At 62.4% G+C, this 20,679-nt stretch carries 23 protein-coding genes; 16 read left to right on the top strand and 7 right to left on the bottom strand.

The annotated features are described in order from the left end of the window. Positions 1–61 precede the first annotated feature (61 nt). The 13 genes from trpD to kduI all read left to right on the top strand — a co-directional run bounded on the left by trpD (position 62) and on the right by kduI (position 10,043). The gene (gene trpD / locus C8D99_RS07235) at positions 62–1,084 is read left to right on the top strand and encodes an anthranilate phosphoribosyltransferase (protein WP_133957471.1); all 1,023 of its coding nucleotides are present in this window, start codon (positions 62–64) and stop codon (positions 1,082–1,084) included. A 15-nt stretch (positions 1,085–1,099) separates the two neighbouring features. After that, on the top strand, positions 1,100–1,861 hold the full coding sequence (gene trpC, locus C8D99_RS07230; protein WP_133957470.1) for an indole-3-glycerol phosphate synthase TrpC: 762 nt from the start codon (positions 1,100–1,102) through the stop codon (positions 1,859–1,861). Further along, the gene (locus tag C8D99_RS07225; RefSeq protein WP_133957469.1) at positions 1,858–2,493 is read left to right on the top strand and encodes a phosphoribosylanthranilate isomerase; all 636 of its coding nucleotides are present in this window, start codon (positions 1,858–1,860) and stop codon (positions 2,491–2,493) included. Before trpC ends, C8D99_RS07225 begins: the two co-directional genes overlap by 4 nt. Further along, positions 2,490–3,677 (top strand): tryptophan synthase subunit beta, encoded by a 1,188-nt coding sequence (gene trpB, locus C8D99_RS07220; protein WP_133957468.1) that lies wholly within the window; start codon positions 2,490–2,492, stop codon positions 3,675–3,677. Before C8D99_RS07225 ends, trpB (C8D99_RS07220) begins: the two co-directional genes overlap by 4 nt. Further along, a complete protein-coding gene (gene trpA, locus C8D99_RS07215; RefSeq protein ID WP_133957467.1) occupies positions 3,674–4,468 on the top strand; it encodes a tryptophan synthase subunit alpha in 795 nt (264 codons plus the stop codon). The genes trpB (C8D99_RS07220) and trpA overlap by 4 nt, the downstream gene beginning before the upstream one ends. 79 nt (positions 4,469–4,547) lie before the next feature. After that, a complete protein-coding gene (trpB, locus tag C8D99_RS07210) occupies positions 4,548–5,729 on the top strand; it encodes a tryptophan synthase subunit beta (protein ID WP_133957466.1) in 1,182 nt (393 codons plus the stop codon). 123 nt (positions 5,730–5,852) lie between these two features. Further along, positions 5,853–6,014, top strand: coding sequence for a hypothetical protein (locus tag C8D99_RS15190; protein ID WP_166670069.1), 162 nt, complete (start codon positions 5,853–5,855; stop codon positions 6,012–6,014). 106 nt (positions 6,015–6,120) lie between these two features. Further along, positions 6,121–6,894: a hypothetical protein gene (locus C8D99_RS07205; RefSeq protein WP_208321119.1), complete on the top strand. Its 774-nt coding sequence runs from the start codon at positions 6,121–6,123 to the stop codon at positions 6,892–6,894. A gap of 147 nt (positions 6,895–7,041) precedes the next feature. Continuing rightward, positions 7,042–7,269, top strand: coding sequence for a hypothetical protein (locus C8D99_RS07200; protein ID WP_133957464.1), 228 nt, complete (start codon positions 7,042–7,044; stop codon positions 7,267–7,269). Positions 7,270–7,385: 116 nt separating this feature from the next. Next, positions 7,386–7,691 carry a hypothetical protein gene (locus C8D99_RS07195; protein WP_133957463.1) on the top strand — a complete coding sequence of 102 codons (306 nt, stop codon included), beginning with the start codon at positions 7,386–7,388 and terminating at the stop codon, positions 7,689–7,691. Further along, positions 7,688–8,002 (top strand): hypothetical protein, encoded by a 315-nt coding sequence (locus C8D99_RS07190; protein ID WP_133957462.1) that lies wholly within the window; start codon positions 7,688–7,690, stop codon positions 8,000–8,002. The genes C8D99_RS07195 and C8D99_RS07190 overlap by 4 nt, the downstream gene beginning before the upstream one ends. Positions 8,003–8,370: 368 nt before the next feature. Beyond that, complete coding sequence (locus tag C8D99_RS07185) at positions 8,371–9,186, top strand: IclR family transcriptional regulator (RefSeq protein ID WP_166670068.1); 816 nt, start codon at positions 8,371–8,373, stop codon at positions 9,184–9,186. Positions 9,187–9,209: 23 nt separating this feature from the next. Continuing rightward, positions 9,210–10,043: a 5-dehydro-4-deoxy-D-glucuronate isomerase gene (kduI, locus tag C8D99_RS07180; protein WP_133957460.1), complete on the top strand. Its 834-nt coding sequence runs from the start codon at positions 9,210–9,212 to the stop codon at positions 10,041–10,043. Between the two features lie 129 nt (positions 10,044–10,172). Here the strand turns inward: kduI and C8D99_RS15185 are convergent, their stop codons facing one another. Further along, complete coding sequence (locus C8D99_RS15185; RefSeq protein WP_166670067.1) at positions 10,173–10,322, bottom strand: hypothetical protein; 150 nt, start codon at positions 10,320–10,322, stop codon at positions 10,173–10,175. On the opposite strand from C8D99_RS15185, the gene C8D99_RS07175 reads away from it, so the two are divergent. The 3 genes from C8D99_RS07175 to C8D99_RS07165 all read left to right on the top strand — a co-directional run bounded on the left by C8D99_RS07175 (position 10,321) and on the right by C8D99_RS07165 (position 13,086). After that, positions 10,321–11,211 carry a TRAP transporter substrate-binding protein gene (locus C8D99_RS07175; protein ID WP_133957459.1) on the top strand — a complete coding sequence of 297 codons (891 nt, stop codon included), beginning with the start codon at positions 10,321–10,323 and terminating at the stop codon, positions 11,209–11,211. The genes C8D99_RS15185 and C8D99_RS07175 overlap by 2 nt on opposite strands. 68 nt (positions 11,212–11,279) lie before the next feature. Beyond that, the gene (locus C8D99_RS07170; RefSeq protein WP_133957458.1) at positions 11,280–11,792 is read left to right on the top strand and encodes a TRAP transporter small permease; all 513 of its coding nucleotides are present in this window, start codon (positions 11,280–11,282) and stop codon (positions 11,790–11,792) included. A gap of 13 nt (positions 11,793–11,805) precedes the next feature. Next, positions 11,806–13,086, top strand: a complete 1,281-nt coding sequence (locus C8D99_RS07165) for a TRAP transporter large permease (protein ID WP_133957457.1) — start codon at positions 11,806–11,808, stop codon at positions 13,084–13,086. 104 nt (positions 13,087–13,190) lie between these two features. On the opposite strand, the gene C8D99_RS07160 is transcribed toward C8D99_RS07165, so the two are convergent. From C8D99_RS07160 to C8D99_RS07135, 6 genes are all read right to left on the bottom strand, one after another. Next, positions 13,191–14,855 carry a methyl-accepting chemotaxis protein gene (locus C8D99_RS07160; protein WP_133957456.1) on the bottom strand — a complete coding sequence of 555 codons (1,665 nt, stop codon included), beginning with the start codon at positions 14,853–14,855 and terminating at the stop codon, positions 13,191–13,193. Between the two features lie 70 nt (positions 14,856–14,925). After that, positions 14,926–17,082, bottom strand: coding sequence for a heavy metal translocating P-type ATPase (locus tag C8D99_RS07155; RefSeq protein WP_133957455.1), 2,157 nt, complete (start codon positions 17,080–17,082; stop codon positions 14,926–14,928). A gap of 71 nt (positions 17,083–17,153) precedes the next feature. Next, entirely contained in the window at positions 17,154–17,354 is a 201-nt protein-coding gene (locus tag C8D99_RS07150; RefSeq protein WP_133957454.1) for a heavy-metal-associated domain-containing protein, read from the bottom strand. Between the two features lie 144 nt (positions 17,355–17,498). Next, a complete protein-coding gene (locus C8D99_RS07145) occupies positions 17,499–19,571 on the bottom strand; it encodes an ATP-binding cassette domain-containing protein (RefSeq protein ID WP_133957453.1) in 2,073 nt (690 codons plus the stop codon). A gap of 6 nt (positions 19,572–19,577) precedes the next feature. Beyond that, a complete protein-coding gene (locus tag C8D99_RS07140) occupies positions 19,578–20,141 on the bottom strand; it encodes an ECF transporter S component (RefSeq protein WP_133957452.1) in 564 nt (187 codons plus the stop codon). A 3-nt stretch (positions 20,142–20,144) separates the two neighbouring features. Further along, complete coding sequence (locus tag C8D99_RS07135; protein ID WP_133957451.1) at positions 20,145–20,588, bottom strand: PPC domain-containing DNA-binding protein; 444 nt, start codon at positions 20,586–20,588, stop codon at positions 20,145–20,147. Positions 20,589–20,679 lie beyond the last annotated feature (91 nt).

Below are 20,679 nucleotides of genomic sequence, written 5' to 3'. Positions count from 1 at the left end.
GGGGAGAGGAGCCGGACAGGTTTCTCTCCCCCGCTTTTTTTTATCCAAAGGAGGGAGCGTCATGTTCGCACCGTATCTTTCACGGGTAATGGAAAAACACCGCCTCGGGAACGCTGAAATGGAGGAGGCCATGGAGATGGTCATGGAGGGGACCGTGCCTCCCGTCCAGGTGGCGGCTTTCCTGGCCGCCCTCCGGGCCCGGGGCGAGACCCCGGCCGAGATCGGGGGAGCGGCGCGGGTGCTCCTGCGGAAAGCCAGGACCGTCCCCGTCCGGCCCGGGCTCCTGGTGGACAACTGCGGCACCGGGGGAGACTGCGCAGGGTCCTTCAACATCTCCACCGCGGCGGCCTTCGTGGCCGCCGGAGGAGGAATCCCCATGGCAAAGCACGGCAACCGGTCCGTTTCCAGCAAGTGCGGCAGCGCCGACGTGGCCGAGGCCCTGGGAGCGGCCCTTCCCTCCTCCCCGGAGCGGGCGGCGGCGTGCCTCGACGGGGCGGGACTGGTCCTCCTCTTCGCCCCCCACTTCCACCCCGTGATGGGGAACGTGGCGGAGATCCGGAAAAGCCTCGGCGTGAGGACTCTGTTCAACATCCTCGGGCCCCTGGTCAACCCTGCCCCCCTCACCCACCAGGTCATGGGTGTCTTCGACGCCGCTCTCCTTTCCCTGGCCGCCGAAGTTCTCCGGTCCCTGGGGCGGCAGGGCATGGTGATCTCCGGCCACGGCGGCTTCGACGAGCTGTCCCTCGGCGGGCCGAACCGGGTTGTCTTCTTCTCCGCCGAAGGCATTCGGGAGGAGTCGGTCTCCCCCGCCGACGGGGGACTGCCCCTGCGGGGGAACGAAGACCTCGCCGGAGGGTCCGCCCCGGAAAACGCCGCCCTCATCGAGGACGTGCTGGCCGGAAAACGGGGAGCCCCCAGGGACGCCGTGGTTTTCAACGCCGCGGCGGTCTTTCTTGCCGCCGGGCGGGCGAAAAGCTGGAAGGAAGGAACCGCCCTCGCGGCGGAGAGCATCGACTCCGGCAGGGCGGCATCGGTGCTGGAGAAGGTCAGGGCCTTTGCGGAACCGGTCCGCCGGTCCGCCTGAAAGGAGGAGGACGCTATGATTCTGGACCGCATACTGAAGCAGAAGCTCGAGGAAACGGCGGAGATGACGAGGCCGTCAAGCCGGATGTCCGACGCCCTCCGGCGCGGCGGACTCTCGGTCATCGGCGAGATCAAGCGGGCCTCCCCCAGCAGAGGGGTCATCAACGGGACGGTGGACCCCCTGAAGCAGCTCCGGCTCTACGAGCAGGGGGGGGCCGACGCCGTCTCCATCCTCACCGACCACTCCTTCTTCGGGGGCAGCGCCGACGATTTCCGGTCCCTCCGGCCCCGGACGGCCCTTCCTCTCCTCAGGAAGGACTTCATCCTCACTGAGGTGCAGGTCTACGAAAGCCTCTTCCTCGGCGCCGACGCCCTGCTCCTCATCGCCGCCGCCCTGGAGAGAAAGCGGTTCGGGGAACTCCTGTCCCTGGCCTATTCCCTGGGGATGGAGGTCATCGCGGAAGTCCACACCGACGAGGAACTCCGGTCCATCCTGGACACGGAAGCGGAGATCATCGGCATCAACAACAGGAATCTCGACGACTTCACCGTGGACATCCGCACCACGGAGCGCCTCATGGAAATCTGCCGGCAGCGGGAGCGGGCCGGGAGCCGGATCATCGTCTCCGAAAGCGGCGTGCGCACCGAAGCGGACGCCGACTTCCTGGCCGACACCGGGGTGGACGCCGTCCTGGTGGGGGAGGCCCTCATGAGATCGGGCGACCCGTCCGGACTCATCCGGGCCTTCCGGAAAAAAAGGAGCGTCCGGGCGGCATGACCTTCGTGAAGATCTGCGGCCTGACCAGGAGAGAGGACGTGGAAAGGGCCGTCGAACTCGGCGCCTCGGCCCTGGGCTTCATCCTCGTTCCGGGAAGCCCGCGGCGGCTCTCCCTCGAGGCGGCCGCGGAGCTGGCGTCGGCGGTGCCTCCACCGGTCTGCCGGGTGGCCGTGATGATGGACCCCGGGCCCGTCGAAGTGCTCGAGGTGGAGCGCTGCGGCGCCTTCGACACCATCCAGTTCCACGGCTCCGAGGACCCTTCGCTGCTCTCGGGAAGGTCCCTCGGGACCATCAAGGCCTTTTCCGTGGAGACAGGGAAAGATCTCGAGAAAACCGGCAGGTACGGCCATGCCGGGCTCTTCCTCCTGGACAGCAGGAAGAAAAACCTCGCCGCCGGAGAGCCCTTCGACCACTCCCTCCTGGCGGGGAAGACCTTCGCCAGGCCCTTTCTCCTCGCCGGGGGCCTCGGCCCGGAGAACCTCCCCCGCGCCCTGGAGACCGTCCGCCCCTTCGGCGTGGACCTGAACAGCGGAGTGGAGTCCGCCCCGGGAGTGAAAGACCGGGACAGAATGGCTGCCGCCCTGGCCGCCGTGAAGCAGTTCGACCGTTCCGAAAGGAGAGATCAGCAATGAAAGCATCCATGTACTTCGGCCCCTTCGGAGGACAGTACGTTCCCGAAACCCTCGTCCCCGCCCTGGACGAACTGGAGAAAGCCTATCTCGCCAGCCTGGAGGACCCGTCCTTCTCCGCCGAGATGGCCCCCCTGCTGCGGGATTACGTGGGCAGACCGTCGCCCCTGTATTTCGCCCCCCGCATCACCGAATCCCTCGGAGGAGCGAAAGTGTACCTCAAGCGGGAGGACCTGAACCACACCGGGGCCCACAAGATCAACAACGCCCTGGGCCAGGTGCTTCTCGCCCGGCGGATGGGCAAGAAGCGCATCATCGCCGAGACGGGTGCGGGAATGCACGGCGTGGCAACCGCCACCGCGGCGGCCCTCTTCGGCCTCGAGTGCGTGGTCTACATGGGCGAGGAGGACGTGCACCGCCAGGCCGCCAACGTGGCCCGGATGGACCTGCTCGGCGCAAAGGTCGTGTCCGTCATGTCGGGAACCAGGACCCTCAAGGACGCGGTGAACGAAGCCATCCGGGACTGGGTCACCACCGTGGAAGACTCCTTCTACGTCATCGGCTCCGTCATGGGCCCCCATCCCTACCCTCTCATGGTGAGGGACTTCCAGAAAATCATCGGCGAAGAGGCGAAGGCCCAGATCCTCGAAAAGGAGGGGCGCCTTCCCGACCAGGTGGTGGCCTGCGTGGGGGGCGGAAGCAACGCCATGGGCATCTTCCATGCCTTCGTGGAACACCCGGAAGTGGCCCTTGTTGGGGTGGAGGCCGCCGGACGGGGAGTGGAGACGGGCCTCCACGCCGCCACCATCTCGGCGGGAAAGCCCGGCGTGCTCCACGGCTCCTACTCTTATGTGCTCTACGACGGGGACGGACAGATCCAGCCGGCCCACTCCATCTCCGCCGGGCTCGACTATCCCGGTGTTGGCCCCGAGCACAGCCACCTCGCCGAAACGGGGCGGGCATCCTACGTCTCAGCCACCGACGACGAGGCCGTGGACGCCTTCCGGCGCACCTGCCGCCTGGAGGGGATCATCCCGGCCCTGGAAAGCTCCCACGCCCTCGCCCACGTCTACCGGTCGGCGGGAAGCCTGCCCAGGGACACCATCGTGCTGGTGAACCTCTCGGGACGGGGAGACAAGGACATGGACACCATCCTGTCCCTGCAGCAAAAGGAGGAACGGTCATGAAAACCCTCAGTTCGGCCTTCGAAGGCAAAAAAGCGCTCGTCACCTATCTCGCCGCCGGGGATCCGGATCTGGACACCACGGCGTACCTGCTGAAGCTCCTCGACACGGAGGGTGTGGACGTGCTGGAAGTGGGCATCCCCTTCTCCGACCCCCTGGCGGACGGCCCCGTGATCCAGCAGGCGTCCCAGCGGGCCCTCGCGGGAGGAGCCACCCTGAAGAAGATCCTCGGCATGCTGAAGGACCTCCGGAACGAAATCTCCGCCCCCCGGGTGCTCATGGGGTACATGAACTCAATCCTCGCCTACGGGCAGGAGAAGTTCGCCGCCGACGCCGCAGGGGCGGGAGTGTCGGGGGTCATCATCCCCGACCTGCCCTTCCACCAGGGAGAGAAGCTCGCTTCCCTCCTTCGGGAGCAGGGGGTGGACTTCATCCTCATGGTCACCCCCAACACCCCTGCCGAACGGCTGCGGGGCATCTGCGAACGGGCGTCCGGGTTCCTCTACTGCGTCTCCCGCCTGGGCGTCACCGGGGAAAGCGGAACGGCGGGAGCGTCCCCGAAGGAGTACATCGACCGAATCCGTTCCCACACCTCCCTGCCCCTGGCCCTGGGCTTCGGCGTGGGGACCCCCGAAAAGGCCGCCCTGGCCGCCGAAGCGGCGGACGGCGTGGTGGTGGGCAGCGCCCTCATCTCCCTCCTCGAGCCCTGCGGCACCGACAGGGAGCTCCTCCGGTCGAAGGCCGTCCCCTTCCTCCGCTCCCTCCGGGAGGCGGTGGGGCGGACACGGAGGTAAACAGTCCCTCCGGAACGGCCTTGAGGCCCTTCCGGAAAGAGAAGTTCAAATTTACGCATACAAAAAGGAGAGATCAGCCATGAAAAAGATATCCATGACCTTCGGTCCCTTCGGGGGCCAGCATGTTCCGGAAGTCCTTCTTCCCGCCCTTGGCGAACTGGAAGAAGCCTTTCTCGCCAGCCGGGAGGACCCGTCCTTCGCTGAAGAAATGACCCATCTGCTGCGGGACTACGTGGGCCGGCCGTCGCCTCTGTATTTCGCTCCCCGCATCACCGAATCTCTCGGAGGGGCGAAGGTGTACCTCAAGCGGGAGGACCTGAACCACACCGGGGCCCACAAGATCAACAACGTCCTGGGGCAGGCCCTTCTGGCGAAGCGCATGGGGAAGAAGCGGGTCATCGCCGAGACCGGGGCGGGAATGCACGGCGTGGCCACCGCCACCGCCGCGGCCCTCTTCGGGCTGGAATGCGTGGTCTACATGGGCGAGGAGGATGTGCGCCGCCAGGCCCCCAACGTGGCCCGGATGAAGCTCCTGGGGGCGGAGGTGATCCCCGTCACCTCGGGCACCCGCACCCTGGCCGACGCCGTGGACGAGGCCATCGCCGCCTGGGTGGGGGAGGCGGGAAAGTCCTTCTATCTCCTCGGTTCCGTGGTGGGCCCCCACCCGTATCCCCTCATGGTGCGGGAATTCCAGAAGATCATCGGCGAGGAAGCCAAGGCCCAGATCCTCGAAAAGGAGAGGCGCCTTCCCGACCGGGTGGTGGCCTGCGTGGGCGGCGGAAGCAACGCCATGGGGCTCTTCCATGCCTTCGTGGAACACCCGGAAGTGGCCCTGGTTGGGGTGGAGGCCGCAGGGAAGGGCGTGGACTCCGAATTCCACGCCGCGACCCTCACGAAGGGGAAGCCCGGCGTGCTCCACGGCTCCTACTCCTACGTCCTCTACGATGAAAACGGCGAGGTCCAGCCGGCCTACTCCATCTCCGCAGGGCTCGACTACCCTGGCGTGGGCCCCGAGCACAGCCACCTCGCCGAAACGGGCAGGGCGTCCTACGTCTCCGCCACCGACGACGAGGCCGTGGACGCCTTTCTGCGGACATGCAGGCTGGAGGGGATCATCCCGGCCCTGGAAAGCTCCCACGCCCTCGCCCACGTCTACCGGTCGGCGGGGAGCATGCCGAAGGACAGCATCGTTCTGGCGAACCTGTCCGGCCGGGGAGACAAGGACATGGACACCATCCTGTCCCTCCTGCAGGAGAAGTGAGGGGCACCTCGGTACAGTCTTCGAAGGCAAAAGACGACCTTCACCCATATTTCCGCCGGGGATCCTGATCTCGACACCACCGGGAACCTGCTGAAGCTCCCCGGAACGGAGGGAGCGGACGGGATGGCAGGCAGCGCCCTCATCTCCCTCTTCGAGCCCTGCGGCACCGACAGAGGGCTGCTCCGGTCGAAGGCCGTCCCCTTCCTCCGCTCCATCAGAAAGGCTCTGGAATCCCCAGGGCAGGAAACGGCACGGTGTGAGCCGGGCTGGAAAACAGGAGTATAATTCGATCGTCGGGAGAAGCTTCTGCAGAACTCTTCCGGTTTTTCAGAACTCATTCTCCTGGGAGGAATAAACTTTGAAACGCTTATGCTGTCCGCTTTTCCTCGCGATGTTTCTTCTTTTCACCTCTGCGGCCGCAGCCGCAGACTTTACGGGAATATGGGCCTTTTCCGGTGAAGACGGGACGGAGTACTCCTTTGACCTGCTCCAGAACGGTTCAGTGCTCGAAGGAACTTTTTCCGCCTACGATTCCGGGCTGGATAAATACCGGGAAGCCGGCATTGAAGGATCAGCTGGGGGGAGCATCGCAACTATTGCTGTGAGCGGAGGGACGGGAATTCTGACGATGGACAAAGAAGGCCTTTCGGTCAAATGGACGCTCACGAGCGTGGGAAAAGAAAAAATTCTGCCCCCGTCCGGCACCGTATTGCCCAAGGACTTCGCCGCCATCGGCTTCAGGCTCCTTTCCGGGGAGAAGCTCTTCGTTCTGGAAGATGGGGAGACGGAAAAGGAAATTCTGAAGCTCCTCGGCAGACCTGAGAAAAAATCGAAAGCCGAAGAGTGGGGCGCCGACGGCCTTATTCATCAGCAATGGTTTTACGGGAAAATGGGGATCGCCGTCGATTTCGTCAGGGAAGGAACGTCAGGAACCGGCAAGGCCGATTCGGTGACCCTTTCAGCGCCGTCCCGAAAAAAGACTAGCCGCGGCATAGGGATCGGGAGTCTGCAGAAAGAGGTACTGGAAGCCTACGGTGCGGAGTTCAACCGCGAAGAGAGCCTGCTGCCGGATACGATCATCGCCGGTTCGGTCTTCGGGGGACTCGTCTTCACCATGAAGGACGGACGCGTGGAATCAATCTTTATCGGAGCGGCGGCGGAGTAGGGATTGCGTTTCCGGACAGGAAATTCCGGGCTGAAAAAAGAACCGATGGCGGAAATACCGAAATAGGGTATAATACCTCCGGCTTTTCTTCCGGAGGACCCTTTTTCGGAACAAGGGCCGATTTTCGAACGGAAGGAGGAATTACTCATGGATTGGGGAAGAGTGCCTGCCGACACCATGGTGGTGGAGAGCAAGAACATCACCCTCAGGGACGTGGTCAATGCCGCGGCCAACGGCGTCGATACCGCCGAAGACCTCATGGAGCACCTCGGACTCGAGGAAGGCGAAGCGGGAACGGAACACCTGCAGCCCATTCTTGACGTGTTTCTTCCGGCCATCGAACGCCTCCGGAGCGGAAGCTGCGGCGGCGGGTGAGCCGGCTGCTCCGGCAGCTGTTAGCTGCTGATCAAAGACAGGAAAAACCCGGAAGCATCCTGCATGGGGATCTTCCGGGTTTTTTTCATTTCCTTCAATGGAAGGAGGGAGTGACGATGGAACCCAAGGGAAAGCCGGGCAGACTCTCCGGCGAAGAAAGAACCGCCGTGAGCCTGCTGATGCATTTTTGTTCGGCCGTCGGAAGCGCCAACGACGCCGAGGACCACGGCTACCAGGATGAAGCGGGACGGATCCGGGAAGAAGCCTGTACTTCCATCCGGAACCTGGCGGAGCAGCACCCCTTCCTGGCGGAAGTGTTTCCCGGACTGCTGAGGGAACTGGACACCGGGCATATCCTGGGTTTCGGATGGCTCGGACTGTACAGGGACGCGGAAGCGATGATGGCAGAGAAAGACCGATGACCACCGGAGAAAATTCCTCCCGAGCCTGCGAAGTCTGTTCAGGCCTGTCGGACAGCGAGTACGCCTATAGTAAATTCGGCTGGCCGGAACACGATACCTTTCTGCCGGAGGCAGCCGAAAAACTTGTCATAGTGAAGGATTTTCAGCCCCTGGGCAGCCGGAAGCTCCAGCTCCGGCAATGCCCTTCCTGCGGTGCATGGTTCCTCTACAGGACCGATTATGAATACCTGACCAACGGAACTGAAGACGAAGAATTCCTCACCCGGCTGACTGAGGAAGAAGCCGCGGAATACCGCAACAAACCGGAGTGACTGCAGTAAAGCGGGCATAAGCCTGCAGGACATCGACACCGCTGTCTCCCGGTTCAGTGACGGTGAAAAACCCTTTCCGAGCGGGGCCGGACCGTTTTGCCCCTGCGGCAGGAAGGGCAGGCCTTTTGCATTTTCCTTTTGCATTTTCCTTTTACCCTTCTGTTTTCCCCATGAGAACGCCACCCGAAGCTTTTTTCCAAAAGCAGAAAATTTTCTTTCTTGCGCGAAAGAAAAAACAGGTTTATAATTCCCATTAAACTGGAATATGAAATCCGACTAGCGGAATGAATAAATTGACAGGCGGATAAAAAGCACGATGATTCCGATAGATGAAACACGTTCGGAATGAGGGAAAAAGGAGTGTTAGCGTGAAAAAATCGGACCGAACGGAAGAATCGTCCGCTGACAGACAGGGAATCCGTGTTCTTGAGCGTTTTTTCGGGATTCTCTCCTATCTCGCCGGGCAAAACGACTACGCCGGCATCAAGGAGATCGCCGAAGCGACGGGGCTGTCACGGACGACCGTCCACAGGGTTCTGGCGACCTGCGAAGAGAATTACGTCGTCCTCAAGGACGGCATCGGCCGCTACCGCATCGGCCCGAAAAGCCTTGTCTGGGCCAATTCCTACCAGCAGCAGACGGGGCTGGCCAAGTTCGCCCGCCAGCACCTCAAGGAGTTGCTGCGGGACGTGGGCGAGACGGTGAACCTCTTCATCTACGAGAAGGGGGAAGCTTTCTACCTGGAGAAAATGCACACCTACAACGTCACGGGCCTTGATTCACGCATCGGCTCACGGCTCGAGCTGTACAGTACCTCCGCCGGGCGGGCGATACTGGCCGCCCTTCCGGCTGAAGAATTCGACGCCTATCTGTCCTCCAGGGAACTCCTTCCGCGGACCCGGTGGACCATCGTTGACAGGGACGCATTCAACAGGCTCATTGAAGAGTCGCGGAAGAAGGGATACGCAGAGGAAAACCAGGAGAACGAGATCGGCGTCCGATGCGTCGGCGCCGCCATTCTCGGAAAGGACGGCTATCCTGTCGGTGCGGTCAGCGTGGCAGGACCGGTCTTCCGCTTTACCGACGACAGGGTGGAGACCGTCGGGAAACGGGTTTTCGGAACGGCCAGGATCATTTCCTACGAACTCGGCTACAGTACAAACGGAGGCCCCGGCGGCCTCTAAAAATTTCAAAGGGGGGATTTCCCGTGAAACTCGACATCCGGTACGGAGCAAACCCGGACGACTTCATGCACTACGATACCGATCGGCTCCGGAATGACTTCCTCGTCACCCGCCTTTTCGTTCCCGGGGAGATCAGGATGACCTACAGCCACATCGACCGCATCATCACCGGAGGGGCCTGCCCGACAATCCCGCTGTCGCTGGAATGCGGCAGGGAGATCGGGACGGAGTTCTTTCTGCAGCGCCGGGAGATGGGGATCATCAACGTGGGGGCACCGGGCACAGTCATCGCCGACGGAGAACGGTTCCCCCTCAAGAAGCTGGACGGTCTCTACCTCGGCGCCGGAATCAGGAACCTCATTTTCGAAAGCGACAATCACGACGACCACGCCCATTTCTACTTCAGCAGCGCCCCGGCCCACACATCCCACCCCAACTGCTATATCGACATCGAAAAGGCGAAAAAAGTCAAAATGGGCGAGCCGGAAAAAGCCAATGTCCGCACCATCAACCAGTATATCCATCCGGAGGTCTGCAGTACCTGCCAGCTCATGATGGGTCTCACCCAGCTTGAAAACGGCAGCGTCTGGAACACCATGCCGTGCCATACCCATGAACGGCGGATGGAGGTCTATTTCTATTTCGACATCCCCAAGGACGGCGTGACGTTCCACATCTTCGGCAGGCCTGAAGAAACCCGCCATATCGTCGTCCGAAATGAAGAGGCCGTCATCAACCCGAGCTGGTCCATCCACAGCGCGGCAGGCACATCCTGCTACAGCTTCATCTGGAGCATGGTGGGGGAGAACCAGGAATTCACCGACATGGACCATGTACCCATGTCGGTCATGAAGTAAAAAGCCCGGCGCGGAAGGAGTGATAAACAGCAGTTCGCCGGAGGCATACAGGCCGAGGCGGCCCCGCCGGGGCCGGTTGTCTGCCCGAAAGATTCAGCGAAGTACGCACCGCAATTAGGCAGTCCGTAGTCACTTTTTCAGGGAGGTGTGCAGAAAGATGAAGAGAAGCGCACGAACAATGGTCCTGGCTGCAGCGGCGGTAGTCTGCGTCCTGCTGGGATGAGTTCTCGCCGAGAGCGCCCTGGCGGCACAGGCGACCATGAAGATCGGGCACTCCATGAACGCAGAAACATTCCGCCACAGATCGCTGCTCATGTTCAAGGAAAAAGTGGAAAAGGAGACCGAGGGACGGGTCGTGGTGGAACTGTACCCGTCAGGGCAGCTCGGCACGGAGATGGAAACCCTGGAAGCGGTCAAGCTGGGAACCGTGGAGGGTTTCCGGAGCGGCGGCTTCGAAGAGGCGGCCCCTCTGCTCGAAATTTACTCCATGCCCTTCCTCTTCACGGACGTCAAGGGAATCCACAACATCACCCGTGGCCCCCTGGGCGAGGAGATCGCAAAGGCAGCCGAACCGGCGGGACTTCTCATTATCGCCACGGGAGATTCCGGACTCTTCCGCCACATTTCGAACAACGTCCGTCCCATCACGAAACCAGAGGACATGAAGGGACTCAAGATCCGGACCCCGCCCATGTCCACCATCGTCAAGACCATGGAAACCCTCGGCGCCAACGTGGTCTCCATCCCCTTCGTCGAGACCTACATGGCCCTCAAGACCGGCGTTGCCGACGGACAGGAAAACCCGCTGACCAACATCGTCTCCATGAAATTCCACGAAGTGCAGAAGTACCTTACGCTGGTAAACTACCAATACCACGCGGAGATGTTCTACGTGAACAAGGACTGGTTCGAGGCCCTCTCCGAAAAGGACCGGGGGATCCTCAGAGCGGCCGCCAAAGAGATGATGCTCATGAGCGACGAGATCATCGCGACGGATGACGCCAAGTGCTTTGAATTCCTGAAGGACAAGATGGAAATCACCACCCTCACCGAGGAGCAGCACGCGGCCTTCGTCAAGGCGGTGCAGCCCGTCTACGATTACTACATCGCCAAGGGCATGTTCACCCAGGAAATGCTTGACAGGATGCGGGAGGCAGCCTCCCGGTAGCGGCATCGGTTCAAAATACCTGCGGGCAGGGAACAGGCTTCCCTGCCCGTCCCTATCGGAGGGGAACCATGGAGAAATTTCTGGAGAGATTCGACAGGCTGCTCACTTTCTGGTGCGTACTCCTGACAGGGGCAATGACCATCGCCGTCATTACCCTCGTGTTCAGCCGCTACGTCCTTGAAATAACCTTCATCTGGGCCGAGGAATCCATATCGGTGCTCTTCTACGCAACCACCTACTTCGGCGCCGCCCTTGGCGTCCGCTGCGACGAGCATATCCGCATCGACTATTTCACCTCAAAAATGCCCCCTTCCCTAGAACGTCCGGTGAAGGTCCTGCAGATAGTGGTGGTCATCCTCCTCCAGGTCTTTCTGCTCAGGATGGGCATCAACTGGATTGCCAAGGTCGGAGGTACACTGACCCCCGGATTGCGCATTCCGGTGAAATTTCTCTATGTGATGTTTCCCGTCAACGCCGTCATCGTGACTTTTTACGAATCCGTCCGGCTCGTCTCCCTCTTCAGGGGAAAGAAGCTCCCCGCCTGCACGGGAACGGCAGAGAACGAAATCCAACCGGTATAGCGGAGGAAACCCCATGGCCGTTTTCATTCTGTTATCCACCCTGCTCGTCTGCGTCGTCATCGGAGTTCCCATCTGCTATTCCCTTGGGGCTTCAGCTGCGGCCTATTTCCTTCTGCTCAAGCCGTCCCTGGCGGGAATCTTCACCCAGAGAGTCTGGGCAGGCTCCGGCAGCTACGTCCTTATCGCCCTGCCCCTCTTCATCCTGGCGGGTGAACTGATGAACAGCGGCGGCATCACCCGCCGCATCCTGAAATTCAGCCTTTATCTCGTCCGCCCCATCCGCGGCGGGCTCGGAGAGGTCAACGTCATCGCCAGCATGATCTTCGGCGGCATCACCGGCTCGTCCGTGGCCGATACCTCAGCCATCGGCTCCATCCTGATTCCGGAGATGGAGAAAGCCGGGTACGATACGGGATTCTCCGCCGGCGTCACCGTCGCCTCGTCCACCATGGGCATGATCATCCCCCCCAGTATTCCCATGCTCCTCTACGCCATGGTCTCCGGGGCCTCCGTGGGATCTCTCTTCCTCGCCGGGCTCGTTCCGGGAATACTCATCGGCCTGTCGCAGATGGCTCTCGTCTGGGTCATTTCTCGGAAGAGAGGATACCATCCTCCCCGGACCCCCTTCGACGCCGCCGATTTCAAAAACACCTTCAAGGACGGCGTCCTGGCGCTCATCATGCCGGTGATCATCGTCCTGTCCGTCTCGCTCGGCATCGCCACCGCCAGCGAGTCGGCGGGGGTTGCCGTCCTCTACGCCCTGGTCCTCGGCTTTTTCGTCTACAGGGAGCTCGACCTGGGACAGATCGGGGGCATGCTCAAGAAAACCGTGCTCAGCTCAAGCTCCATCATGTTCGTCGTGGGATTCTCCACAATTTACGTCTGGATTCTCTCCGTGGAACAGGTCCCCGCCATGGTGAGCGCCTTCATGCTCGGCCTCGACGTCCATCCCTTCTGGATCCTTCTCTTTCTGGACGTACTTATCCTGGTCGTCGGCCTCTTCGTCGACGTGGCCCCCTCCATCATGCTCCTCTGCCCGGTGCTGCTCCCCGTCATGAGAGGACTCGGCGTCGACGACCTCCAGTTCGGCGCCATCATGATAACCGGCATGGCCATCGGCCTGGTGACGCCCCCGGTAGGGATGTGCCTCAACGTCTGCACCAAGATCTGCAAGAAGCCCATCACGGAGATTTTCGTCCATGCCCTGCCCTTTATCATCTGCAACGTGCTTATACTGCTGCTGGTCACCTTCGTGCCGACCGTCTCCACATGGCTGCCGGCCCTGCTGAAATAAAGGAGACCGAACAGGATCCGCTCAGCCGCTCACCGGAAAGCAAAAAAAACCGAAGCGCCCCCTGCGGGATGCTCCGGCTTTTTGTTCTCCCCAATTCTCCAGGACTACACTGTTCTTCCCGGAAGGGCACGGAGAGCGCCGGGGCTGTCTTCCCGCTTCCCCTGCCCGCGGCAGATGTCCGCCACCCGGAGCAGCGAAGCGGAAAGATCCGCACTGAGAGCCTCGGTCTCCTTCAAAAGCTCCCGGGCCCGACTGCTGTCTCCGCGGTGTACCGCATCATTGACTGTATGTCCCAGACCGTGGAGCTTCTCGTGCATGGCAACTATTTTATTCCACAGTTCTTCCGGGGTTCCCTCGGGACGCTCCACAAACGAGAGAAAGATGCCGAAACGGCAGCGCCTGGGGTTTGTCTCCAGGTTCCACCGGCCGCCCTCGACGAACTTCTTCAGGTCGGCCATCCATCCCTGGTGTGCCTTGACGGCATCTTCGGCGATGACGGCAAAATCCTCCGCTTTCATCGCTCTCAGGGCTGAAAGTCCCCCGATCAGGGAGGAAGCGTCCGAGGCTCCCTCGCCGGATGTTTTCTTGAGCCCTTCCGCTGTGAAGGAGAGGGAGGATATGTGGTCTTCAATGGAGCCGAAAATGGAACGCATTTTCTCCGTTTCCCTGGTGACGGTCTCGGCGGAAGCCGCCATTTCTTCCGACGATGCCCCCAGCTCTTCTGCGCTTGCCGCAACCCGCTCCGAAGAGTCGGAAATTCCGGCAATCCCCTCGAGTACCGCGGAAATCTCCGAGAGGATGACCTGAACATTCCCGTCGGCTTCTCTCATGCTGACCGCCATCGTCTCGACGCCCCCCGAAGTTGTGTGCACTCCGGAGACAAGCTCCTGCAGATTTTTCGAGATTGTCTCGGCCGCCGTTTTGCTCTCCTCGGCCAGTTTTCGGACCTCGTCGGCGACGACGGCAAATCCTCTGCCTGCTTCACCGGCCCGCGCCGCCTCTATGGAAGCGTTGAGGGCAAGGAGGTTCGTCTGCTCGGCAATCCCCGTGATGGCATGTACCACTCCCTGGATAAGGTCCACCTTGCCGGAGAGGATTCTGGCCTCTGAGGAGAGGGCCTCCGTCTGCTCCACAACTGAAGAGAAAGTCCGCTCCATCTCCCGGAGGCGCCTGGTCCCTGCGTCGGCCTTGTCTCCCACGACGGCGACAGCCTGGTTCAGTTCAGCCGCCAGTCCGGCAAGGCCCTGTGCCGTGGCGGAAATTTCCTCCGACGCGGCATACTGGCTTTCCATGGCGTGCGACACGGTCTCTCCCGAGGTTATTCCTTCCTTCACTTCTGCGGACATGGCGGAAAATGCCTCGAAGAAATCTCCGAGCTGCCGTTCGAGACGGAAGAAGTTGAACGTGAACCTGTGAAGCCCCTGGATAATCCTCAAAAAATGCATCCGTATGGAATGAATGAACGCATTGAGCGCTTTCGCCACGGAGCTCAGTTTCGACCCCTCGGGCACATCCACCGTCCGGCGCAGATCCACGGACTCGGACCGTGAAAGCCGGGCTATCCATTCAGTCACCGTCGCGGCGGGACCGGAACAGCCGGAGATGCTCCTCATCAGCATCATGGCAAAAAGGAGAAGAAACCCGGCCACGAACCACGATGGGCTCAGCATGGAACCGCCGTACAGAAAATACCCTCCCCCGAGAAGCGCCGCAGCCGCGAAAAAAACGATTTCGATCCAGTTTTCCCTCAGCACGTTTCCTGTCTTCACAAAAAGCACCCCTGTCTAAAAAAAGATCGTTGGGATGACCATATCATGGTTTTTCCGGAAAACAAAGGGCTCACTTCACCCGCATGGAGTTCAGGATCACCGAAATGGAGCTGAAGGCCATGGCTCCCTCCGCGATGACGGGATGGAGCAGGGCCGCCATGGCCAGGGGAATGGCCACCACGTTGTAGGCGAAGGCCCAGAAGAGGTTCTGCCGGATCACGGTGAAGGTCTTCCGCGAAATGGCCACGGCGTCGGCCAGCCGGGAGATGCCTCCCCTGACGATGACGATGTCGGCGCTGTCGATGGCGAGATCGGTGCCCGACCCGACGGCCACGCCGATGTCGGCGCCCTTGAGGGCCGCGGCGTCGTTCATGCCGTCGCCGGTCATGAGGACCTTGCCCCCCCGGGCCTGGAGCTGCCGTACCAGGTCCAGCTTGCCGTCGGGCCGGACCCCGGCGTGCACTTCGCCGATCCCAACCCGGGCCGCCACAGCCCGGGCGGTCTTTTCGTTGTCCCCCGTGGCCATGACGCAGGTGATGCCCATGCCGGACAGGCGCTTCACGCCCTCAACCGCGTCCTCCCGGAGGGGATCCTCCACGGCGAGAAAACCCGCGAGCACTCCTGCCCGCCGGACTTCCACCACGGTGCGGCCCATGGAGAGATGTTCGTCGTACCGTGCCGGGTCTCCGGGCTTCCCGACGAAGTATTCCACCCCGTCCACCGTTCCCCGGACACCCTCGCCGGTGATCTCCTCCACGTCGGAGACGGGGCGACGCTCATCGGAAGCCGATGCGATGGCCTTGGCCAGGGGATGGTTGGAGAAGGCCTCCACGGAAGCCGCCGCCGCCAGGTCGTCCGCCGAAAGGTCTGTCCCGACCACGGAGGGGCTTCCCTCGGTGATGGTGCCGGTCTTGTCCAGGACCACCACGGACACGTCCCGGGCCGTCTGGATGGCCTCGGCGTTGCGGATGATGAGCCCCTTGCGGGAGGCCGCCCCCGTGCCGGTGATGAGGGCCATGGGCGTGGCAAGCCCCAGGGCGCAGGGGCATGCGATGACGATGGTGGTGATGAAGGCGAAGACCGCAAGGGAGAGGGGGTCCCGCACGGATGTCACCCAGGGGATCCACTGCCCGGCACCGTCGAGGAAGGAGCCGAACCGTTCCGCACCCCGGTACCAGAAGAAGGCGCTCACCAGGGAGAGAACCGCCACGCCGGGAACGAAGTAGTTGGTCACCCGGTCGGCGAAGGCCTGGATGGGTACCTTGGCCCCCTGGGCTTCCTGGATGAGGGAGACCATCTTCGCCAGGAAGCTGTCCTCTCCCACCCGGGTGGTCCTCATGCGGAAGGGGCCGGTGAGGTTCAGCGACCCGCCGGTGACGTCGTCCCCGCTTCCCTTGGCCACGGGAAGGGATTCCCCCGTGATCATGGACTCGTCCACCGACGTGGCCCCCTCAGTTACAGCACCGTCGGCGGGAATGCGTTCCCCCGGCTTCACCAGGAGCACCATCTCCTCCTTCACGGCCTCGATGGGGATCATGATTTCCCGGCCGTCGGCCTCAAGCACCCGGGCCTCCCGGGCCTGGATTGACAGGAGGGAGCGTATCTCCTTGGAGGCCTTGTCCCGGAGATGGGACTCGATGTACCGCCCCGTGAGATGAAGGGCCATGATCATGGCTCCCACCGCCCCGAAGGAGGCCACGGGAAGGCCGAAATAGGCGAGTCCGCTCGTGGCCCACGCCGCAGTGGAGCCCGCCACCACGAGAACGTCCATGTTGGCGTGGAAATGGGTGAGGGCGATCCACGCCCCCTTCAGGGAATCCCTTCCCGCCCAGAAAATAACCAGCGCGCCGCCCAGGAACTCCAGGGGGTGGTAGAAGGGAACATGGCGGCCCAGCATGTGGAGCACCATGAGGGCCATGAGAGGTGCCGTCACCAGCCACGACACGGCCACGTTCTTTTTTATCCTCCTGTACCGGGTCTTCTCCAGGTCCTCGGGGCGCTCGTCCGACACGGAATATCCGGCGTTCTTCACGGCGGTCTCGAGTATTTCCCGGGGAATGTCCCGTTCGGAGACCACGAAGGCCGTCTCTGTGGCCAGGTTCACCGCCGCGAACACCACGCCGTCCACCTTCTTCAGGGACCGCTCCACCATGCGGGAGCAGGTGGCGCAGGTCATCCCCGTGACGGTGAGGCTCGTCTTGAACTGCTGATCTTTCGTTTCGTTCATGGCAACCTCCGAAAAATGAAAAGCCCCTTTCCGCGAAGAAAAGGGGTCTGATGACCTTCGAACAGGCCCGTCTACTGCTTCAGAACGGCGTCATAGCCCGCTTCGTCGATGGCGGCCCGAACAGCCTCGCTGTCGGCGGCCTCGACGGTAACGGTCTTCGTCTCCAGCGCCACGTCGAAACCGGAAAACCCCGCTTCCTCGAGAGCCTTGGTGATTCTCATTTTGCAGTGGCCGCAGGACATGTCGGGAACGGAAAAAACAAATTGTGCCATGGTTTTGCCTCCTCGAAAAGAAATGTTCGATCTTCTAAACTTCCACGGCAAAATAATATACCATGATGGGTATTTTTTCCACTCCCGGAAATCCAATTCCTACAAAATCAGTAATCTATGCAGGAAAAAAGCGGGACGGAGAAATCAGGTTGTGAGGCGGCCGCTGTCCAGGCTCCAGACGGCAGGAAAAAGCCGTCCGGAGAACTCTGGATCGTGGCTGACCGCCACGATGGCCTCCGGACGGGAAAGCATCCACTCCTCGAACCGGCCCTGCCATTCGGGGTCGAAATCCCTGGTGGGCTCATCCAGCAGCAGGAGATCTCCCTCCCGGACGGAAAGGGAAGCCACCGCCACCATCCTCCGCTCGGCGGCGTTCAGGTCGAGGGGATGCTTCTCCTCCTTCCCGGAAAGCCCCGTGACCTCCAGGGCCTGCCGCATGCGCTCCATGCGCTCGTCCTGCGAGAGAGGCGAGTTCCTGAGGGAAAAGAGGACCTCCCCGGCAACGGTGGAGTGGAAGATCTGCCGTTCGGCGTCCTGGAAGAGAAAGCCTATCCGGGCGGCCCGTTCTCCGGGAGCCATGGAGCCCACGGGCACGCCTCCCAGCAGCACCGCCCCCCTTTCGGGTTCGATGAGCCCCGCGCACAGGCGCATAAGGGTGGATTTTCCGGCGCCGTTCGGTCCCGTGAGGGCGGCCCGCTCTCCCGGGCGGAGGACGGCGTTCACCGACCGGAGGAGGGGAGAGGATTCACCCTTCCACCGGAAGGAGAGATTTTCAATTTCCAGCACCGGTTGGTCATCATTTATTCCGGAAGAAAGAGAAGGACCTGATGACTGACGCTTGACCGGAACAGGCGAGGAGCCGGGGAGAAGGCGGCCGTCCCGGAAATGCCCTGCCGGGGCGGACCACGATGAAGAGGCGTTCCCCGGCTTTTCGAGGACTACCAGGGCCGAGCCCGTTTCCATGGCCTGCCGGCGGAGAACGGAGGCGAGGGAGTGCCGGTCGGCGGGATGAATCCGGGAAAAAGCCTCGTCGAGCACCAGCAGCCGGGGGTTCATGGCCAGGGCGGAGGCGAGGGCCAGTTTCTGGGCTTCCCCGCCCGAAAGGCACGCCGGATTCCGGTCCCCGAGGTGGGCGATGCCCGCGAGATCAAGGGCCCGTTCCACCCGGGAACGGATTTCCGCCGGGGGGAGGGCAAGGTTCTCCGGACCGAAAGCCACCTCCTCCCGGACCGTGAAGGTGCATCCGGAGAGAGACAGGACGGGGTTCTGCTGCACGGCCTGCACGTCCGGCGACCAGGCGAGGCAGCTCCTCGATGTCACGTCTTCCCCGAGCACCCGGACCTCTCCGGCGATGGAGCCGCCCCTGTGCTCCGGCACGGCCCCGGAGAGCATGGAGGCTAGGGTGGATTTTCCGCTCCCGTTGCCCCCTTCAAGGAATGCGGTGTCTCCAGGCGAAACGGAAAACTCCGGAATCTCCAGGACGGGTTTTGTTTCTCCCGGGGCAAGAAAAGCGGCCTCCCTCACTGCGGCCATTGCCCCGTGGTATTTCGGAGGAGCCGGTTCGCTGGCAGGCCTGGGCCCCGTCTTCTCCTCCCCGGCGAGGGACGACCTGCGGGGAAAGAGTCCGAAGCCCTTCATGTCGAGAGCGGCGCTCCTGGCGGGCAGTTCGTTCAGCAGGCCGAGCACCAGGGGAAAGACCAGCGCCGTCAGGGAAGACGCCCGTTCAAAGAAGGTGCCGTGGACCGGGACCCCCCGGGAAAGCTGGGCCTCCCGCACCTGGGCGGCCCGGGCCCGTATCTGCCCGGCCAGCAGCAGGGGGCTGGCCAGGAGAAAGGCCCAGGAGGCAGGAAGCCTGCCCGCGAAGAGAGAACGGATCAGCACCGGAGGAGGAACGTATTCAAGCCAGAGCTGGCTCGCGGAGATCACGGAGAGAATGCGGAGCCACAGTCCCAAAGCCCACACGGCCCGGGACGGCTGGGCGGCCACCCCCGGAAAAAGCTGGAGGGCGCCGCCGTGGATCAGCCAGAAACCGAAGGCCAGGGGGAGCATGAAGAGGGCGACGGCCTTGGCACGGCGTCTCGCCCTCGGCCAGAGGAGGACCGCTCCCGCGGAGAGTCCCGCCATGACGGCGGCAAAGGGAAAGGCCGGGAGCCCCATGGAGCCCCCGACCCACACTGCCCAGAGGAGAAAGGACCTGAAGGGGCCTATTTTCCTCACGTCCGCTCAGGCCACGTTTTCGGCACCGGGGAAGAGGCTCCGGATCCGCCCGGGAAGCTGGCGCACCACGGCCTGGGCCACAAGGCAGGCCACGATCTTGTCCACAAGGTTGGTCCAGATCACCGTCAGGGCGACGGACTGGAGAAGCCTCTGCCCCACGGCGGTCAGGTAGGCCACGAAGAAATCCGCCCCCGACCCGGTCACGCCGCCGAACAGGTAGGTCCGTATGGGCGTGGCGACGAGAGTCACGAAAAGGGTGATCACCACTCCGGCAATCACGGCGCCCGCGAGGCTGCGGAACAGCCCCTTCCGGGCCGCCAGTCCTGCCACGAGACCGATGACCATGGCCACGGGAGCGAAGGCCGCCGCCACGGGCCCGGAAATGACGCCCCACAGCAGGTTGGTGACGAGCCCCGTGGCCATTCCGATCCACGGGCCCATGAGGAGGGCCGCCAGGACGGTGCCGATGGAATCGAGGAAGATGGGCAGCTTCAGGGTTGAGGCCGCCTGCCCGAGGCCGATGTTCAGCGCGATGCACAAGGCGATAAGTACCAGGGTTCTGTTTTTCATCCTTCATTCTCCTTTTTCGTTAGTGCGGCGGTGAACCGCCAGCTCCATATAGGTTGACGACGGGCAGTACTCCCTCGAGAACCGCAGCTCCGGGAGCTCCCCGAGGATGATCTCCATGGTGGTGCGCACGACGCACCCCTCGAGAACATGCCCGCCGACGACATTGCCTTCAGGGTCGGAGAGGGAAGCGTGGAGGTGCTCCCCTCCCTCTTCCGCCGTTCCCGAGAGGGAGACCGTTTCGAAACACCCTTCAAGGATCGTTCCGTCCGGTTTCCCGGCATACCGGAGGCAGGCCCTGGACAGGCTGCCCACGGCGGCCGCCACGAAACCTGCCCGTACGCCTTCGGACCTGACAGCCTTCCGGATCCCCTCAAGCAGATCCTCCCCCGGAAAGAGCCTGAAGGCAAAAAAACGGCCGGCGGACCCGGCGTTGTTCAAATCGGTCATAGGGTTCCCCTCCTTCGGTGTATTCCAAAATGCATCCCGTGCACCGGGAGGCCCGTCATGTAAAGAACCGCGCCATGATCTCACCTCCGGA

The organism is Aminivibrio pyruvatiphilus, assembly GCF_004366815.1.
Taxonomy (GTDB): Bacteria; Synergistota; Synergistia; order Synergistales; family Aminobacteriaceae; genus Aminivibrio; species Aminivibrio pyruvatiphilus.
The sequence above is the reverse complement of the archived record's forward strand: the minus strand, read 5'-3'. Positions and strand labels throughout refer to the sequence as shown.

Excerpts from the sequence above, each read along its gene's own strand:
- trpD (WP_133957471.1), top strand. The coding sequence starts at position 62 with ATGTTCGCACCGTATCTTTCACGGGTAATGGAAAAACACCGCCTCGGG.
- trpC (WP_133957470.1), top strand. The coding sequence starts at position 1,100 with ATGATTCTGGACCGCATACTGAAGCAGAAGCTCGAGGAAACGGCGGAG.
- C8D99_RS07225 (WP_133957469.1), top strand. The coding sequence starts at position 1,858 with ATGACCTTCGTGAAGATCTGCGGCCTGACCAGGAGAGAGGACGTGGAA.
- trpB (WP_133957468.1), top strand. The coding sequence starts at position 2,490 with ATGAAAGCATCCATGTACTTCGGCCCCTTCGGAGGACAGTACGTTCCC.
- trpA (WP_133957467.1), top strand. The coding sequence starts at position 3,674 with ATGAAAACCCTCAGTTCGGCCTTCGAAGGCAAAAAAGCGCTCGTCACC.
- trpB (WP_133957466.1), top strand. The coding sequence starts at position 4,548 with ATGAAAAAGATATCCATGACCTTCGGTCCCTTCGGGGGCCAGCATGTT.
- C8D99_RS15190 (WP_166670069.1), top strand. The coding sequence starts at position 5,853 with ATGGCAGGCAGCGCCCTCATCTCCCTCTTCGAGCCCTGCGGCACCGAC.
- C8D99_RS07205 (WP_208321119.1), top strand. The coding sequence starts at position 6,121 with ATGTTTCTTCTTTTCACCTCTGCGGCCGCAGCCGCAGACTTTACGGGA.
- C8D99_RS07200 (WP_133957464.1), top strand. The coding sequence starts at position 7,042 with ATGGATTGGGGAAGAGTGCCTGCCGACACCATGGTGGTGGAGAGCAAG.
- C8D99_RS07195 (WP_133957463.1), top strand. The coding sequence starts at position 7,386 with ATGGAACCCAAGGGAAAGCCGGGCAGACTCTCCGGCGAAGAAAGAACC.
- C8D99_RS07190 (WP_133957462.1), top strand. The coding sequence starts at position 7,688 with ATGACCACCGGAGAAAATTCCTCCCGAGCCTGCGAAGTCTGTTCAGGC.
- C8D99_RS07175 (WP_133957459.1), top strand. The coding sequence starts at position 10,321 with ATGAACGCAGAAACATTCCGCCACAGATCGCTGCTCATGTTCAAGGAA.
- C8D99_RS15185 (WP_166670067.1), bottom strand. The coding sequence starts at position 10,322 with ATGGAGTGCCCGATCTTCATGGTCGCCTGTGCCGCCAGGGCGCTCTCG.
- C8D99_RS07170 (WP_133957458.1), top strand. The coding sequence starts at position 11,280 with ATGGAGAAATTTCTGGAGAGATTCGACAGGCTGCTCACTTTCTGGTGC.
- C8D99_RS07165 (WP_133957457.1), top strand. The coding sequence starts at position 11,806 with ATGGCCGTTTTCATTCTGTTATCCACCCTGCTCGTCTGCGTCGTCATC.
- C8D99_RS07155 (WP_133957455.1), bottom strand. The coding sequence starts at position 17,082 with ATGAACGAAACGAAAGATCAGCAGTTCAAGACGAGCCTCACCGTCACG.
- C8D99_RS07150 (WP_133957454.1), bottom strand. The coding sequence starts at position 17,354 with ATGGCACAATTTGTTTTTTCCGTTCCCGACATGTCCTGCGGCCACTGC.
- C8D99_RS07140 (WP_133957452.1), bottom strand. The coding sequence starts at position 20,141 with ATGAAAAACAGAACCCTGGTACTTATCGCCTTGTGCATCGCGCTGAAC.
- C8D99_RS07135 (WP_133957451.1), bottom strand. The coding sequence starts at position 20,588 with ATGACCGATTTGAACAACGCCGGGTCCGCCGGCCGTTTTTTTGCCTTC.